This is a genomic window from Luteimonas dalianensis (assembly GCF_049339425.1).
In the GTDB taxonomy this organism is placed as follows: domain Bacteria; phylum Pseudomonadota; class Gammaproteobacteria; order Xanthomonadales; family Xanthomonadaceae; genus Luteimonas; species Luteimonas dalianensis.
Genome location: NZ_JBMPPO010000001.1, coordinates 331,139 through 346,392, shown reverse-complemented (window position 1 = coordinate 346,392; position 15,254 = coordinate 331,139). Strand labels below are relative to the sequence as shown.

The following is a 15,254-nucleotide window of genomic DNA, read 5'->3' as shown; positions in this document are numbered from 1 at the left end:
GCGTCGCGTGTCGGCGCCCATCCAAGCCGGAGTCCCCCATGTCCAAAGCGATGCGTGGCGCGGTCGCGCTGTGTCTTGCTGTCGCCAGTCTTTTCGCCCTGCCCGCGATTGCCCAGCAGCTGCAGGGCGAGCGTGAGCGGGTCAGCTACATGATCGGCATGGACGTGGGCCAGTCGCTGGAGCCGATCGGCCCGGATCTGGACTACGAGGCCTTCGAGCGCGCCCTGGCCAACGCCTTCCAGGGCGGCGAGCCGCTGCTGGACGCGGAGGCCGCCCAGGCCGTGGGCATGGTGCTGATGCTGCGTGCGGCCGAGCGCGCCGGCCAGCCGCTGCAGGGCCTGCCGCCCGGCACCCCTGCGCCGGAAGTGGATCGTGAACAGGTCGGCCTGATGGTCGGTGCCGACGTGGGCCGTTCGCTGAGCGCGGTCGGCGATGAAATCGAGCTGCCGGTGATGATGCGCGCGCTGCGGACCCGGATCGAGGGCGGCCAGCTGCTGCTCGACGAGCAGGAAGCCGAGGCGCTGCGCACCGCGTTTTCCGCCCGTATCCAGGAGCGTACGCGCGCCGAGGCCGCCCAGCTGGGCGAGCGCAACCGCGCCGAGGGCGAGGCGTTCCTGGCTGAAAACCGCGCCAACAAGGGCGTGATCACCACCGCGTCCGGCCTGCAGTACATGGTCATCCGCCAGGGCTCGGGCCAGCGCCCGCTGCCCAGCAGCCGGGTGCGCGTGCATTACCATGGCACGCTGCTGGACGGCACCGTGTTCGACAGCTCCTACGAGCGTGGCGAACCCACCGAGTTCGGGCTGAACCAGGTTATTCCGGGCTGGACGGAAGGCGTGGCGCTGATGCCCGTTGGCGCCAAGTACCGGTTCTGGATCCCCGGCTCGCTGGCCTACGGCGCGGCCGGCACCCGCGGCGGGCCGATCGGCCCCAATGCCACCCTGATCTTCGACGTCGAGCTGCTGGACGTCCTCTGAGGAGTTGCCAATGAAGTTCTTCCCGTTGACCGGAACCACCGTCGCACTGGCCGCCGCACTCGCGCTGGCCGCCTGCAAGCCCATCGGTGACGACGCCGCCAGCCAGCGCTCGGCCGGCGATCCCGAAGTGGCTTCCACCCCCGGCATCGAAGGCATCGAGGGCCTGGACACCGCCCAGCAGCAGGCCGGCTACGTAATCGGCCTGGAGCTTGGCGGCACCCTGGTGCCGGTGCGCGGCGAGGTGGATCTGGACACCATGATGGAAGGCATCCGCGACAGCCTCGCCGGGCGCGAGCCGAAGGTGAACGAACAGCAGTTCATGCAGGTCATGCAGGACCTGGGCGAGCGCATGCAGGCGGCGCGCGCCGAAGCCGGCGCGCGCGCGGCCGAGGAGGGCGCGGCCTTCCTGGCGGAGAACGCCGGGCGCGAAGAGGTGCAGGTGACCGAATCGGGCCTGCAGTACGAGGTGCTGGAGCAGGGCGAGGGCGACGACCGGCCCGGCCCGGGCGACCGGGTGCGGGTGCACTACGAGGGCAGCCTGCTTGATGGCGAGGTGTTCGACAGCTCGCGCGAGCGCGGCGAGCCGGCCGAGTTCACCCTCGACCAGGTGGTGCCGGGCTGGCAGGAAGGCGTGCAGCTGATGGCGCGCGGCAGCCGCTACCGGCTGTGGATCCCGTCCGCGCTGGGCTACGGCGAGGAGGGCACCGTCGGTGGCCCGATCGGGCCCAACAGCACCCTGGTGTTCGACGTCGAGCTGCTCGACTTCGAGCCGGCCCAGTAGTCGCCGTGGACGGCACGGCCGCGGAGCTGGAGGCGCGCGTGGTGGAGCTGGAGACCCGGCTGGCCTTCCAGGACCACGCCCTGGCCGAGCTGAGCGACGCGCTGGCGGAGCTGCGCGCCGAATCCGCCCGCCACGCCGAAGCCCTGCGGCGCGGGCTGGAAGAACTCAGGCAGGGACGCGACGCCTTCTTTGCCGATCCCGCGCAAGAGCCACCGCCACCGCACTACTAGAAGACACATGACCGACTCACTGCGCGACCAGCTGCTGGGCCTGGGCTTCAAGGCCTCCAAACCCGAGCGCAAGCCGGACGCCCGGCGCCGCAAGGATGGCGCGCCGGCCAAGGGCGAGGGCGCCCGCAAGGGACAGGGCAAGCAGGGTGGCCAGCGCCAGGAGCGCAAGCCCGGGCGCAGCCGCGAGGACATCGACCTGGCCAAGGCCTATGCGATCCGCGCCCAGCGCGAGAAGCAGGAGCGGGTCGAGGCCGAGCGGCAGAAGCAGGAGGAAGCCCGCAGGCGCCGCGAGGCGCGGGCGAAGCTGGCGGCCATGCTGGAAGGCAAGGTGCTGAACGTGGAGGAGGCCGACATCGCCCGCCACTTCGAGTACGGCGGCAAGATCAAGCGCATCTACGTGACCGCCGACCAGCTCAAGGCGCTCAACGCCGGTGAGCTGGGCGTGCTGCAGCAGAACGGCCGCTACCTGCTGGTCACCGCGGCGGTGCTGGCCGAGGCCGAAGCCATCTTCGCCCCGGCCGTCGCGCTCAGGATCGATCCCGGCGCACCCGCCGAAGACGACCCCTACGCCGACCCCCGCTACCAGGTGCCCGACGACCTGGTCTGGTGACCCGCCGCGCCTAGCGGGCGGCGTAGTCGCTGACGGGGCCGGAGACCTGTTGGCCGGCCTGCCACACGGCAACGATGCCGCGGGTGTTGCGGATGTCCAGCAGCGGGTTGGCCTCCAGCACGATGAAGTCCGCGCGCCGGCCCACGGCCAGGGTGCCGCGGTCGTCCAGGCCGAGCAGGCGCGCCGAGTCGCGGGTGGCGACTGCAAGCGCCTGTTCCGGGGTGAACCCGGCTTCGGTCATCAGCTCCAGCTCGCGATGCTCGGCGAAGCCGATCAGCCGTTGCGGCATCGCGCCCGAGTCGGTGCCGAAGCCGATGGCGACGCCGCCTTCGTGGGCCGCGCGCAGGTTGGCCAGGTTGGTGTCCACCGCCGCCTTTTCGCGGGCGATGGCGCCACCGGACAGCACCCCGTCGCGCCATGCGGGATCGGCGAACTGTTCGCGCAGCGCCGGCTGAAGGGCGTTGGCCACGAAGGGTTCGTCCAGGCGCTCCGCGTTCTCGGCGAACCAGTAGTTGGCCTCGTTGATGAACACCGTCGGCACGTACCAGGTGCCGGCGGCGGCCATGGCCTCCACCAGTTCCGGATCCAGCGGCCGGTCGCGCACGCCGTGGGCGATGACATCCACGCCCGCGTCCACCAGGCCGGCGGCCGGCGCCATGTCGTGGATGTGGGCGGCCACCTTGACCCCGTACCGGTGGGCCTCCTCGATCGCGGCGCGGTAGACCTCCGGCGCCATCTGCGGCGCGCTGCCGCCCAGGTCGTCCACCCACAGCTTGACCAGGTCGATGCCGGCGTCGACCTGGGCGCGGATCGCCTGGCGGGCCTCGTCGGCGTTCGCGGGGCGGGCCACCGGGTCGTTCTCCAGGCCCATGCCCGCTGCGGGCGGCGCGCCGTCGACCACGCCGATGCCGGGCCCGGCACCGTAAAGCTGCGCGCCCAGCTTCGGATCCGCGTTGACCTCGGCGCGGATATCGAAGAAGCCTTCGCCGTTGAGGCCGAGCGAGGTGACCGTGGTGACCCCGTAGGCCTGGAACTGGCGCAGGTTCCGCACCACGTGGTCGCGGGTGTAGAAGCGGTCGCCGTGCTCCGTGCCGTCGGTGTTGCCGACGTGGGAGTGGGCGCTGACCAGGCCGGGGATGATGTAGCGCCCGCCGTAGTCGACGCGCCCGGCATCGGCGGGCAGGCCGTCCTCGTCGCCGGCCTCGACGATCCGCGCGATCCGGCCGTCCTCGACCACCAGGCTGACCGAACCCAGCTCGCCGTGGCCGTCGAACACGCGCGCGCCTTCGATCACGATGGTCTCCGGCGTGGTCGCGGGTGAAGGGGCGGCGGCGGCCGTTTCCGGTTCGGCGGAAGGAGCGCAGCCGGCGGCGAGCGCGGCGGCGGCACACAACAGCAGCGGGCGAACAACCTGCATCCGGGCACCTGTTTGATGGGGAACGCGGCCAGCCTACCAGCCGCGCTGTGCACATCCTGCCAGCGCCTTTCGCCTCCGGCGTCGGACGCGCTCCTACGGGTGCCGTTACGTCGCAGTCAGATGGGTTATTCGGGGTCGTAGTCGAGGTTGGAGGCGAGCCAGCGTTCGGCCTGGGCCAGCTCGACGCCCTTGCGCCTGGCGTAGTCGGCCACCTGTTCCTTCGACACCCGGCCGACCACGAAGTACTGGCTGCGCGGATGGCTGAAGTAGTAGCCGGAGACCGCCGCGGTGGGCAGCATCGCGAAGCCTTCGGTCAGCTCCATGCCGGCGTTGCCTTCCGCGTCGAGCAGGTCGAACAGCCTGCGCTTCTCGCTGTGCTCGGGGCAGGCCGGGTAGCCGGGGGCGGGGCGGATGCCGCGGTACTTCTCGGCGATCAGGGCGTCGTTGTCCAGCGCCTCGTCGGCGGCGTAGCCCCAGTACTGCGTACGTACCCGCCGGTGCAGGTGTTCGGCCAGGGCCTCGGCCAGGCGGTCGGCCAGGGCCTTGAGCAGGATCGCGCTGTAGTCGTCGTGGTCGGCCTGGAAGCGGGCCACGTGTTCGTCGATGCCGATCCCGGCGGTGACCGCGAACGCACCGATCCAGTCCTGGCGCCCCGAATCCTGCGGCGCGATGAAGTCGGCCAGGCAGAAGTCCGGCCGCTCCGGCGGCTTGTCGGCCTGCTGGCGCAGGAAGTGCAGGCGCCGTTTCTCACCGTCCGTGGTCACCAGCTCCACGTCGTCGCCGATGCTGTTGGCCGGCCAGATGCCGAACACCGCCTTCGCCCGCAGCCACTTCTCCCCGATGATCCGGTCGAGCATCGCCCGCGCGTCGGCGTACAGCTCGGTCGCCTGCTTGCCGACCACCTCGTCGTCGAGGATCTTCGGGAACCGGCCCGCCAGCTCCCAGGCCTGGAAGAACGGCGTCCAGTCGATGACCTCCAGCAGGTCGGCGAGCGGGTAGTCGTCGAACACGACCAGGCCGGTGGTGTTCGGCCGCGGCGGCACGTAGTCCTCCCAGCCGCCGTCGAAGCGCTGGCCGCGCGCCTTCGCCAGCGGCACCAGCCGCTTGCCATCGCCGCGGTTGCGGTGGCGCTGGCGGATCTCGGCGAAGTCGGCGTCGTTGGCGGCAATGAACTTGCCGCGCAGCTCCGGGCTCACCAGCGACTGGGCCACGCCCACCGCGCGCGAGGCGTCCTTCACCCACACCGTCGGCGCGTCGTAGTGGGGCGCGATCCGCAGCGCGGTGTGCGCGCGCGAGGTGGTGGCGCCGCCGATCAGCAGCGGGGTGCTGAAGCCCTGGCGCTTCATCTCCCCGGCAACGCTGCCCATTTCCTCCAGCGACGGCGTGATCAGCCCGGACAGGCCGATCAGGTCGGCGTCGATCTCGCGCGCCTTGTCCAGGATCTTCTGCGCCGGAACCATCACCCCGAGATCCACCACCTCGAAGTTGTTGCAGGCCAGCACCACGCCGACGATGTTCTTGCCGATGTCGTGCACGTCGCCCTTGACCGTGGCCAGCACCACCCGGCCGTTGGACTGGCTGGCGTCGCCGCTCTTTTCCTTCTCGGCCTCGATGAAGGGCAGCAGGTGGGCGACCGCCTTCTTCATCACCCGCGCCGACTTGACCACCTGGGGCAGGAACATCTTGCCCGAGCCGAACAGGTCGCCGACCACGTTCATGCCGTCCATCAGCGGGCCTTCGATCACCTCCAGCGGGCGGTCGAACTGCAGCCGCGCCTCCTCGGTGTCCTCGACCGCGTACTGGTCGATGCCGTGCACCAGCGCGTGGCTCAGGCGCTGGGCCACCGGCGCCTGGCGCCAGGCCAGGTCTTCGGTCTTTTCCGCGCCCTTGCCGCCGCGGTAGCGCTCGGCGATCTCCAGCAGCCGCTCGGTGGCGTCGGCGCGACGGTTGAGCACCACGTCCTCGACCCGCTCGCGCAGCTCCGCGTCCAGGTCGTCCATGATCACCAGCGCGCCGGCGTTGACGATGCCCATGTCCAGGCCTGCGCGGATGGCGTGGTAGAGGAATACCGCGTGGATCGCCTGGCGCACCGTCTCGTTGCCGCGGAAGGAGAACGAGACGTTGGAGATGCCGCCCGACACGTGGCAGTGGGGCAGGGTGCGGCGGATCTCGCGGGTGGCCTCGATGAAGTCGACCGCGTAGTTGTTGTGCTCCTCGATCCCGGTGGCGATGGCGAACACGTTGGGGTCGAAGATGATGTCCTCGGGCGGGAAGCCGACCTCTTCGGTCAGCAACCTGTAGGCCCGCTGGCAGATCTCGACCTTGCGTTCCTTCGTGTCCGCCTGGCCGGTCTCGTCGAAGGCCATCACCACCACGGCCGCGCCGTAGCGCAGCACGGTGCGGGCGTGCTCCAGGAACTCCGCCTCGCCCTCCTTGAGCGAGATCGAGTTGACCACGCCCTTGCCCTGCAGGCATTTCAGGCCGGCCTCGATCACCGTCCACTTGGACGAGTCCACCATCACCGGGATCCGGGCGATGTCGGGCTCGGCGGCGATCAGGTTCAGGAACCGGGTCATCGCCTTTTCCGAATCGATCAGGCCCTCGTCCATGTTGACGTCGAGGATCTGGGCGCCGTTGGCCACCTGCTGGCGGGCGACCTCGACCGCCTCGTCGAAGCGATCGTCCTTGATCAGCTTCTTGAACCTGGCGCTGCCGGTGACGTTGGTGCGCTCGCCGACGTTGATGAAGTTCAGCTCCGGCGTGATCACCAGCGGCTCAAGGCCGGACAGGCGGGTGTGGCGGGGCAGGCTCATGCGGCCTCCCCTGCGACCGCGCGCGGAACCCGCGGCGGCAGGCCGTCCACCGCGGTGGCGATGGCCTGGATGTGTTCGGGCGTGGTGCCGCAGCAGCCGCCGACGATGTTGAGCAGGCCGGAACCGGCGAACTCGGCCAGCACCGGAGCCATCTCCTCCGGCGTTTCGTCGTATTCGCCGAACGCATTGGGCAGGCCGGCGTTGGGGTGCGCGCTGACCGCGCAGTCGGCCACCTCGGCCAGCGCCTGCACGTGCGGACGCAGGTCGCGCGCGCCCAGCGCGCAGTTCAGGCCGATCGCCATCGGCCGCGCGTGGCGCACCGAGTACCAGAACGCCTCCGCGGTCTGGCCCGACAGGGTGCGGCCGGAAGCGTCGGTGATCGTGCCCGACACCATCACCGGCAGCCGCGCGCCCAGGGCGTCGAAGCACTCGGTGATGGCGAACAGCGCCGCCTTGGCGTTGAGGGTGTCGAACACCGTTTCCACCATCAGCACGTCGGCGCCGCCTTCCACCAGGCCATCGGTGGCCTCGCGGTAGTCGCGGACAAGATCGTCGAAGGTCACCGCGCGAAAGCCCGGGTCGCTCACGTCGGGGCTGATCGAGGCGGTGCGGCTGGTCGGCCCGATCACGCCAACCGCGAACCGGGGCCGCCCGGGCGTGCGCTGCCCGGCGGCGTCGCAGGCGGCCCGGGCCAGGCGCGCGCCTTCGCGGTTGAGTTCGCGGGCCAGGTGCTGCAGGCCGTAGTCGGACTGGGAGACCGCGGTGGAGTTGAAGGTGTTGGTTTCCACCAGATCCGCGCCGGCGTCCAGATAGGCGGCGTGGATGGCGCCGATCAGCTCCGGGCGGGTCAGGCTGAGCAGGTCGTTGTTGCCTTTGAGGTCGCGGGGCTCGCGCGGCGCGGCGTCGTGCGCCGAGTCGAAGCCTTGCGCGAAGCGCTCGCCGCGGTACTCGCCTTCGCCCAGCCGCTCGCGCTGGATCATGGTGCCCATCGCGCCGTCGAGCACCAGGATGCGCTGCTCCAGCGCCTCGGTCAGGGCGCGGACGCGGTCGGGCGCGTGCCAGGGCAGGGCGCTCATGCCGGCTTCCCGGCGATCAGCGAAATCACCTCGAAGTGGGGCGGGCGCTTTTCCCGGGTCACGGTTTCGATGTGCTGCAGCTCCAGGCCGGCCTTGTCGACGAAGCGGCGCAGCTCGCGCGGGGTGAAGCCCAGGTTCACGTGGCCGTAGGACTCCACGATGCTGCGGTGTTCGTGCCGGGCCAGGCTGGTCAGCAGCAGGCGGCCGCCGGGGCGCAGCACGCGCGCGGCCTCGGCCACCGCCTGGGCCGGGCGTTCGGAATAGGTGAGCGCGTGCATCATCGCCACCAGGTCGAAGCTCCCGTCCTCCAGCGCCAGCGCATGCATGTCGCCCTCGCGCACCTCCACGTTGCGGTGCCGGCGCAGGCGCTCGGTGGCGGCATTGACCACCCGCCGGCTGGCGTCGATGCACACGTAGCGGTGGGCGTGCGGGGCCAGCAGCTCGGCCAGCACGCCGTCGCCCGAGGCGATGTCGAGCACGTCGCCGGTTTCGAACAGCGGCAGCACGCTGCGGGCCATGGCTTCCCAGGTGCGGCCCGGCGAATAGTGCCGCTCCATGTCGCCGGCCACCGAGTCGGCCCAGTTCTGGTCGGCCGCACGCATCGCCAGCACCTCGGACAGGCGCTCGGCATCCTGGCGCAGCAGCGGGTCGTCGCTGCCGTCACGCAGGGTGCGCCACAGTTCGCGCAGGGCGGGGTCGAGCGGATCCTCTTCGAAGCGGTAGTAGGCGGAGACGCCCGCGCGCCGGTCGCGCACCAGGCCGACCTCCTTCAGCCGCGCCAGGTGGGTGGAGACCCGGGGCTGGGCCAGGCGCGTCACCGCCGACAGTTCGGCCACGGTCAGCTCCTCGCGTTCGAGCAGGGCGAGCAGGCGCACGCGCGTGGCGTCGGCCAGGACCTTGAGCCGCACCGACCAGGATTCCAGATCCACAAATATCTCCGCATCGCGATATAGAGATAATGATGGAGGCCGCTCCGGGTGGCGTCAAGCAAGCGCCGGTGTTGATGCGGCCGATGCCTGCCCCCGGCTACAATGGGCGCCTTGTCCAATTCATCCCGGGAGCAGTGGAGCGTGGAGTTCGGATTCAGCGAAGAACAGTTGATGATCCAGGACGTGGCCAGGCGGATCGCGCAGGAAAAGATCGCGCCCAGCGCCGAGAAATTCGACCGCTCCGGCGAGTTCCCGCTCGACAACATCCGCCTGCTCGGCGAGAACGGCCTGATGGGCATCGAAGTGCCGGAAGCGTACGGCGGCGCGGGCATGGATCCGGTGGCCTACGTGCTGGCCATGATCGAGGTGGCCGCCGGCGACGCCGCCCACTCGACCATCATGTCGGTCAACAACTCCCTGTTCTGCAACGGCATCCTCACCCACGGCACCGAGGAGCAGAAGCAGAAGTACGTGCGGGCGATCGCCGAGGGTGCCGAAATCGGCGCCTTCGCGCTGACCGAGCCGCAGTCCGGCTCCGACGCCACCGCCATGCGCTGCCGCGCGGTGAAGCAGGATGACGGCAGCTATGTCATCAACGGCAAGAAGAGCTGGATCACCTCTGGCCCGGTGGCCAAGTACTTCGTGCTGTTTGCCATGACCGAGCCGAACAAGGGCGCGCGCGGGATCACCGCGTTCCTTGTGGACGGCGAGCGCGCCGGTTTCCACCGCGGCAAGACCGAGCCCAAGCTGGGCATCCGCGCCTCGGCCACCTGCGAGATCGAGTTCCAGGACTACGTGGCGCAGGCCGACGAGGTGCTGGGCGAGGAAGGGCAGGGCTTCAAGATCGCCATGGGCGTGCTCGACGCCGGTCGCATCGGCATCGCCAGCCAGGCCATCGGCATCGCCCGCGCCGCCTACGAGGCCACCCTGGAATACGTGAAGGAGCGCAAGGCCTTCGGCCAGCCGATCGGCGCGTTCCAGATGACCCAGGCCAAGATCGCCGACATGAAGTGCAAGCTCGACGCCTCGCTGCTGCTCACGCTGCGCGCGGCGTGGACGAAGGGCCAGGGCAAGCGCTTCACCAGCGAGGCCGCGATCGCCAAGCTCACCGCCTCCGAGGCGGCGATGTGGATCACCCACCAGGCGGTGCAGATCCACGCCGGCATGGGCTATTCGAAGGAAATGCCGATCGAGCGCTATTTCCGCGACGCCAAGATCACCGAGATCTACGAGGGCACCAGCGAGATCCAGCGGCTGGTGATCGCCCGCAACGAGACCGGGCTGCGCTGACGGAGCAGCCGCTGCACGCCCTCATCCTACCCCCGACCCACTGGCCCGCGCCCTGCGCGGGCCTCATTGCATCCGAAGACCCGACATGACCACATCCCGCAAGAACGCCGCCCGCAAATCCACCGCCGCCAAGGCCAGCAAGGCCGCCAAGAAGCCTGTGCGCAAGAGCGCCGCGGTGGCCAAGGCCGCCAGTGGCGAGAAGGCCCGGCGCAGCGCGCTGCTCGCGCCGATCTTCAGCGCCATCCGCGCGCTGGCCGGCAAGGAGGGGCAGGAGGACGCCAACCTGTTCGCCAAGGCGTTCTACCACCGCCTGACCGAGGACGAGCTGCCGCTGCACACCCCGGAGGCCTGGGCCGCGCTGGCCAACGACTTCCTCGACTTCGCCCGCAAGCGCAAGCCGGGCACGGCCATCGTGCGGCTGTTCAACCCGGCGATGAAGACCCACGGCTGGGAGTCCAGCCACACCGTGCTGCAGGTGGTCAACGACGACATGCCGTTCCTGGTCGATTCGGTGACCATGGCGCTGGCCGACCTGGGCATCGGCGTGCACGTGCTCGGCCACCCGGTGGTGGCGATCAGCCGCGGCCGCGGCGGCAAGCTGGAGGCGGTGGGCGAGGGCGAGCCGGAATCACTGATCCACATGGAGATCGACCGCCAGTCCGGCGACGCGCTCAAGGGCATCCAGGAGGCGGTGTCGTCGGTGCTCGACGACGTGCGCCTGGCGGTGACCGACTGGCCGGCGATGCGCGACAAGATGATGCAGGTGGCCTCCGACCTGGCCACCAGCGAGCTGCCGGTGCCCGACAGCGAGCGCCACGAGGCGCAGGAGTTCCTGCGCTGGCTGGCCGACGACCACTTCACCTTTCTGGGCCATCGCGAGTACAAGGTGCGCAGCCAGCGCGGCGAGCGCGTGCTGGCGCCGGTGGACGGCAGCGGCCTGGGCCTGATGCGCGGCCGCGAGGCCGGGGCGGCGCGCCCGCTGACCACGCTGTCCGCGCACGAGGTGCGCAAGACCGGCCGCATCGATTCGCTGATCCTGACCAAGACCAACTCGCGCTCCACCGTGCACCGTCCCGGCTACATGGACTATGTGGGCATCATCGAGTTCGATGCCGACGGCAACGCCGTCAGCGAGCGGCGTTTCATCGGCCTGTACGCCTCCAGCGCCTACAACCGCCGACCGTGGGACATCCCGCTGGTGCGCGAGCGCTTCGGCCAGGTGATGGCCAGCTCCGGCCTGCCCGAGACCGGGCACAGCGGCAAGGCGCTCAAGCACATCCTGGAGACCCTGCCGCGCGACGAGCTGTTCCAGTCCACCGGCGAGGAGCTGGCGCGGCTGGGCGTGGGCGTGCTGCAGCTGCAGGAGCGCACCCGCAGCCGGCTGTTCATCCGCCGCGACCGCTACGGGCACTTCTACTCGATCCTCGCCTACGTGCCGCGCGAGCGCTTCAATACCGAGGTCAGGCTGAAGCTGGAGGCCATGCTCAAGCAGGAGCTGGAGGCCGACCGGGTCGATTCCAGCGTGCGCCTGGACGAGTCGCCGCTGGCCCAGGTGCACCTGATCGCGCGTCCGCGCCCCGGCGCCCAGGTGCAGGCCGACGAGGCCCGCCTGGAGAAGATGCTGGCCGCCCTGGTGCGCAACTGGCTGGACGACCTGCGCGACGAGCTGGTCGTGGTGCACGGCGAGGCCGACGGCATGGCCCTGTACGAGGAGTTCGGCCGTCCGCTGGGCACCGCCTACATCCAGGACGCCACTCCGGCGGTGGCCGCGGCCGACGTGTCGCACCTGGCGGCGCTGCGTTCGGCTGACGACCTGCGGCCGCGCCTGTACCGCGCGCCGGCCGACGGCCAGGGCGCCGGCAAGCTGCGCCTGAAGCTGTTCACCGCCGACCATGACCTGCCGCTGTCGGACGTGCTGCCGATGATGGAGAACATGGGCCTGCGGGTGATCGCCGAGCATCTCAACCGGATCACCGCCGACGGCCGCGCGCTGTTCATCCAGGACTTCGAAGTGGAGGCGGCGGGCGAGATCGACCTGGACAGCCTGGCGCCGGTGTTCGAGGAGGCCTTCGCGCGCCTGTGGCGCGGCGACGCCGAGAACGACGGCTTCAACCGCCTGATCCTGGCGGCCAGCCTGGACTGGCGCCAGGTCTCGATGCTGCGCGCCTACTGCAAGTACCTGCTGCAGATCGATTCGCCGTTCTCGCAGGCGTACATGGAGGAGACCCTCAACCGCTATCCGCTGCTGGCGCGGCTGCTGGTGGAGCTGTTCGAGGCCCGCTTTGCGCCCGAGGGCCGCGACACCGACGTGGCGCGCCTGCGCGCCCAGTTCGAGCTGCTCGCCGGTGGCGATGCCGCGGCGGCGACGGCCCTCAAGCCGGTGGCCGATGGCCGCAGGCTGGCCCGCGAAGGCCGCCAGGGCAGGGTGCATGAGGCGCTCAAGGTGCTGCTCGACCGGGTGGCGAGCCTGGATGAAGACCGCATCCTGCGCAGCTTCATCGGCGTGATCGACGCGACCCTGCGCACCAGCTTCTACCAGCGCGGCAAGGACGGCAACGACAAGGACTACGCCGCGTTCAAGCTCGACTGCGCGAAGGTGCCGGATCTGCCCAAGCCGCATCCGTACCGGGAGGTGTTCGTGTACGGCCCGCACGTGGAAGGCGTGCACCTGCGCTACGGCATGGTCGCCCGCGGCGGCCTGCGCTGGTCGGACCGGCGCGAGGACTTCCGCACCGAGGTGCTGGGCCTGGTGAAGGCGCAGGCGGTGAAGAACACGGTGATCGTGCCGGTCGGCGCCAAGGGCGGCTTCATCGCCAAGCGCCTGCCCGCCGGCGGCGACCGCGACGCGATCCAGGCCGAGGGCATCGCCTGCTACAAGCGCTTCATCAGCGGCCTGCTGGACGTGACCGACAACATCGTCGACGGCAAGGTGGTGCCGCCGGCGGAGGTGGTGCGCCACGACGACGTGGACACCTACATGGTGGTCGCCGCCGACAAGGGCACGGCCACGTTCTCCGACATCGCCAACGGCATCTCCGCCGACTACAACTTCTGGCTCGGCGACGCCTTCGCCTCCGGCGGCTCGGTGGGCTACGACCACAAGGGCATGGGCATCACCGCCAAGGGCGCGTGGGAGTCGGTCAAGCGCCACTTCCGCGCGCTGGGCATCGACTGCCAGAAGCAGGACTTCACCGCGGTGGGCATCGGCGACATGTCCGGCGACGTGTTCGGCAACGGCATGCTGCTGTCGAAGCACATCCGCCTGGTCGGCGCGTTCGACCACCGCCACGTGTTCATCGATCCCGATCCGGACGCGGCCAGCTCGTACAAGGAGCGCGACCGCCTGTTCAAGACCCCGCGCTCGAGCTGGGACGACTACGACCGCAAGCTCATCAGCAAGGGTGGCGGCGTGTGGCCGCGCAGCGCCAAGTCGATCCCGGTCTCGGCGCAGATGCGCCAGGCGCTGGGCCTTGAGGACGGCGTGACCTCGCTCAGCCCCAACGAGCTGATCAGCGCGGTGCTGCGCGCGCCGGTCGACCTGCTGTGGAACGGCGGCATCGGCACCTACGTCAAGGGCGCCAACGAGACCCACGCCGAGGTCGGCGACCGCGCCAACAACGCGATCCGCATCAGCGGCAATGAGCTGCGCTGCCGGATCGTGGGCGAGGGCGGCAACCTGGGCTTCACCCAGCGCGGCCGCATCGACGCGGCGCTGTGCGGGGTGATCCTCAACGCCGACTTCATCGACAACTCCGGCGGCGTGGGCACCTCCGACCGCGAGGTCAACATCAAGATCCTGCTCAACGCCCAGGTGCGCGAGAAGAAGCTCGCCCTCAAGGCGCGCAACAAGCTGCTGCTGGACATGACCGGCGAGGTCGAGAACCTGGTGCTGTGGGACAACATCCGCCAGAACCAGGCGCTGAGCCTGATGGAGCGGATGAGCGTGCCGCGGCTGGGCTCCAAGCAGCACTTCATCCGTACCCTGGAGGCGCAGGGGCTGCTGGACCGGCAGATCGAGTTCCTGCCGTCCGACGCCGAGATCGCCAACCGCAAGACGCGCGAGCAGGGCCTGACCCGGCCGGAGCTGTCGGTGCTGCTGTCCTACTCCAAGCAGGTGGTCTACCAGCAGCTGCTGGATTCGGACATCCCGGAGGATCCGTACCTGTCCAAGGAGCTGCAGCGCTACTTCCCCACGCCGCTGCAGAAGAAGTACGCCAAGGCGATGGAGTCGCACCCGCTCAAGCGCGAGATCATCGCCACCGCGGTGACCAACGCCACCATCAACCGCATGGGCGCGACCTTCATCATGCGCATGCAGGAGGACACCGGCCGCAGCGCGGCGGACGTGGCCAAGGCCTATACGATCGGCCGCGAGGTGCTCAACGCCCGCACCCTGTGGAGCCAGCTGGAGGAGCTGGACGGCAAGGTGCCCGAGGCGGTGCAGATCGACGCCCTGCTGGAGATCTGGAACCTGCAGCGCTCGTTCGTGCGCTGGCTGCTCAACCGCCCCGGCCCGATGCCCGGCATCACCGATGCGGTCGCCCGCTACAGTGACGGCTTCAACGCCATCCGCAGCGCCGGCGGGGTGCTGCCGGATTCGCAGCGTCCGGGCTACGACGCACGCCGCAGCAGCTGGCGCGAGCGCGGCATGTCGGCGCAGCTGGCCGAGGATCTGGCCGAGCTGCCGTACCTGGAGCCGGTGTTCGACATCATCGAGGTGGCGGCGTCGCGCAAGCTCAAGCCGGTGGACGTGGCCAAGGTGCACTACCGGGTCGGCGACGCGCTGCGCCTGCCGTGGCTGTTCGACCAGATCGACGCGCTGGAAGTGCAGGGCCGCTGGCACGCGGTGGCCCGCGGCGTGCTGCGCGACGACCTGGCCACCAGGCAGATCGAGCTGACCCGCCAGGCGCTGTCGGCCCGCGGCGGTGATGCCGATGCCAAGGTGCAGGCGTGGCTTGGCCGCGACGATGCCTCGCTGCGCTTCACCCTGGCGATGCTGGACGAGATGTTCTCGCAGAAGTCGCTGGACTACCCGACCGCTTCGGTCGCCGTCAGCCGGCTGTCGCAGATCACCGGCTGACCGCAGCGGCGGCGCGCTCCTGCGCAGGGGCGTGCCGCCTGGCATAAGGTG

10 protein-coding genes are annotated in these 15,254 nt (G+C 70.2%); 6 read left to right on the top strand and 4 right to left on the bottom strand.

Annotated elements, in window-relative coordinates; genetic code table 11:
• Positions 1-38 precede the first annotated feature (38 nt).
• The 4 genes from ACOZ90_RS01645 to ACOZ90_RS01630 are packed head-to-tail and all read left to right on the top strand — an operon-like array spanning position 39 to position 2,598.
• Complete coding sequence (locus ACOZ90_RS01645) at positions 39-977, top strand: FKBP-type peptidyl-prolyl cis-trans isomerase N-terminal domain-containing protein (protein ID WP_422891877.1); 939 nt, start codon at positions 39-41, stop codon at positions 975-977.
• A gap of 10 nt (positions 978-987) precedes the next feature.
• On the top strand, positions 988-1,758 hold the full coding sequence (bamJ, locus tag ACOZ90_RS01640; protein WP_422891876.1) for a BamJ family beta-barrel-assembly machinery protein: 771 nt from the start codon (positions 988-990) through the stop codon (positions 1,756-1,758).
• 5 nt (positions 1,759-1,763) lie between these two features.
• Complete coding sequence (locus tag ACOZ90_RS01635) at positions 1,764-1,988, top strand: SlyX family protein (protein WP_422891875.1); 225 nt, start codon at positions 1,764-1,766, stop codon at positions 1,986-1,988.
• Between the two features lie 7 nt (positions 1,989-1,995).
• Positions 1,996-2,598 carry a DUF2058 domain-containing protein gene (locus ACOZ90_RS01630; RefSeq protein WP_422891874.1) on the top strand — a complete coding sequence of 201 codons (603 nt, stop codon included), beginning with the start codon at positions 1,996-1,998 and terminating at the stop codon, positions 2,596-2,598.
• Positions 2,599-2,608: 10 nt separating this feature from the next.
• On the opposite strand, the gene ACOZ90_RS01625 is transcribed toward ACOZ90_RS01630, so the two are convergent.
• From ACOZ90_RS01625 to ACOZ90_RS01610, 4 genes are all read right to left on the bottom strand, one after another.
• On the bottom strand, positions 2,609-4,015 hold the full coding sequence (locus ACOZ90_RS01625) for an amidohydrolase family protein (protein ID WP_422891873.1): 1,407 nt from the start codon (positions 4,013-4,015) through the stop codon (positions 2,609-2,611).
• 125 nt (positions 4,016-4,140) lie between these two features.
• Complete coding sequence (gene metH, locus ACOZ90_RS01620; protein WP_422891872.1) at positions 4,141-6,828, bottom strand: methionine synthase; 2,688 nt, start codon at positions 6,826-6,828, stop codon at positions 4,141-4,143.
• A complete protein-coding gene (locus ACOZ90_RS01615) occupies positions 6,825-7,904 on the bottom strand; it encodes a homocysteine S-methyltransferase family protein (protein ID WP_422891871.1) in 1,080 nt (359 codons plus the stop codon). Before ACOZ90_RS01615 ends, metH begins: the two co-directional genes overlap by 4 nt.
• Positions 7,901-8,833 carry a metalloregulator ArsR/SmtB family transcription factor gene (locus tag ACOZ90_RS01610; protein ID WP_422891870.1) on the bottom strand — a complete coding sequence of 311 codons (933 nt, stop codon included), beginning with the start codon at positions 8,831-8,833 and terminating at the stop codon, positions 7,901-7,903. Before ACOZ90_RS01610 ends, ACOZ90_RS01615 begins: the two co-directional genes overlap by 4 nt.
• Before the next feature lie 102 nt (positions 8,834-8,935).
• On the opposite strand from ACOZ90_RS01610, the gene ACOZ90_RS01605 reads away from it, so the two are divergent.
• On the top strand, positions 8,936-10,123 hold the full coding sequence (locus ACOZ90_RS01605) for an acyl-CoA dehydrogenase family protein (RefSeq protein ID WP_422891869.1): 1,188 nt from the start codon (positions 8,936-8,938) through the stop codon (positions 10,121-10,123).
• Between the two features lie 85 nt (positions 10,124-10,208).
• Positions 10,209-15,203 carry an NAD-glutamate dehydrogenase gene (locus ACOZ90_RS01600; protein ID WP_422891868.1) on the top strand — a complete coding sequence of 1,665 codons (4,995 nt, stop codon included), beginning with the start codon at positions 10,209-10,211 and terminating at the stop codon, positions 15,201-15,203.
• Positions 15,204-15,254: the final 51 nt, after the last annotated feature.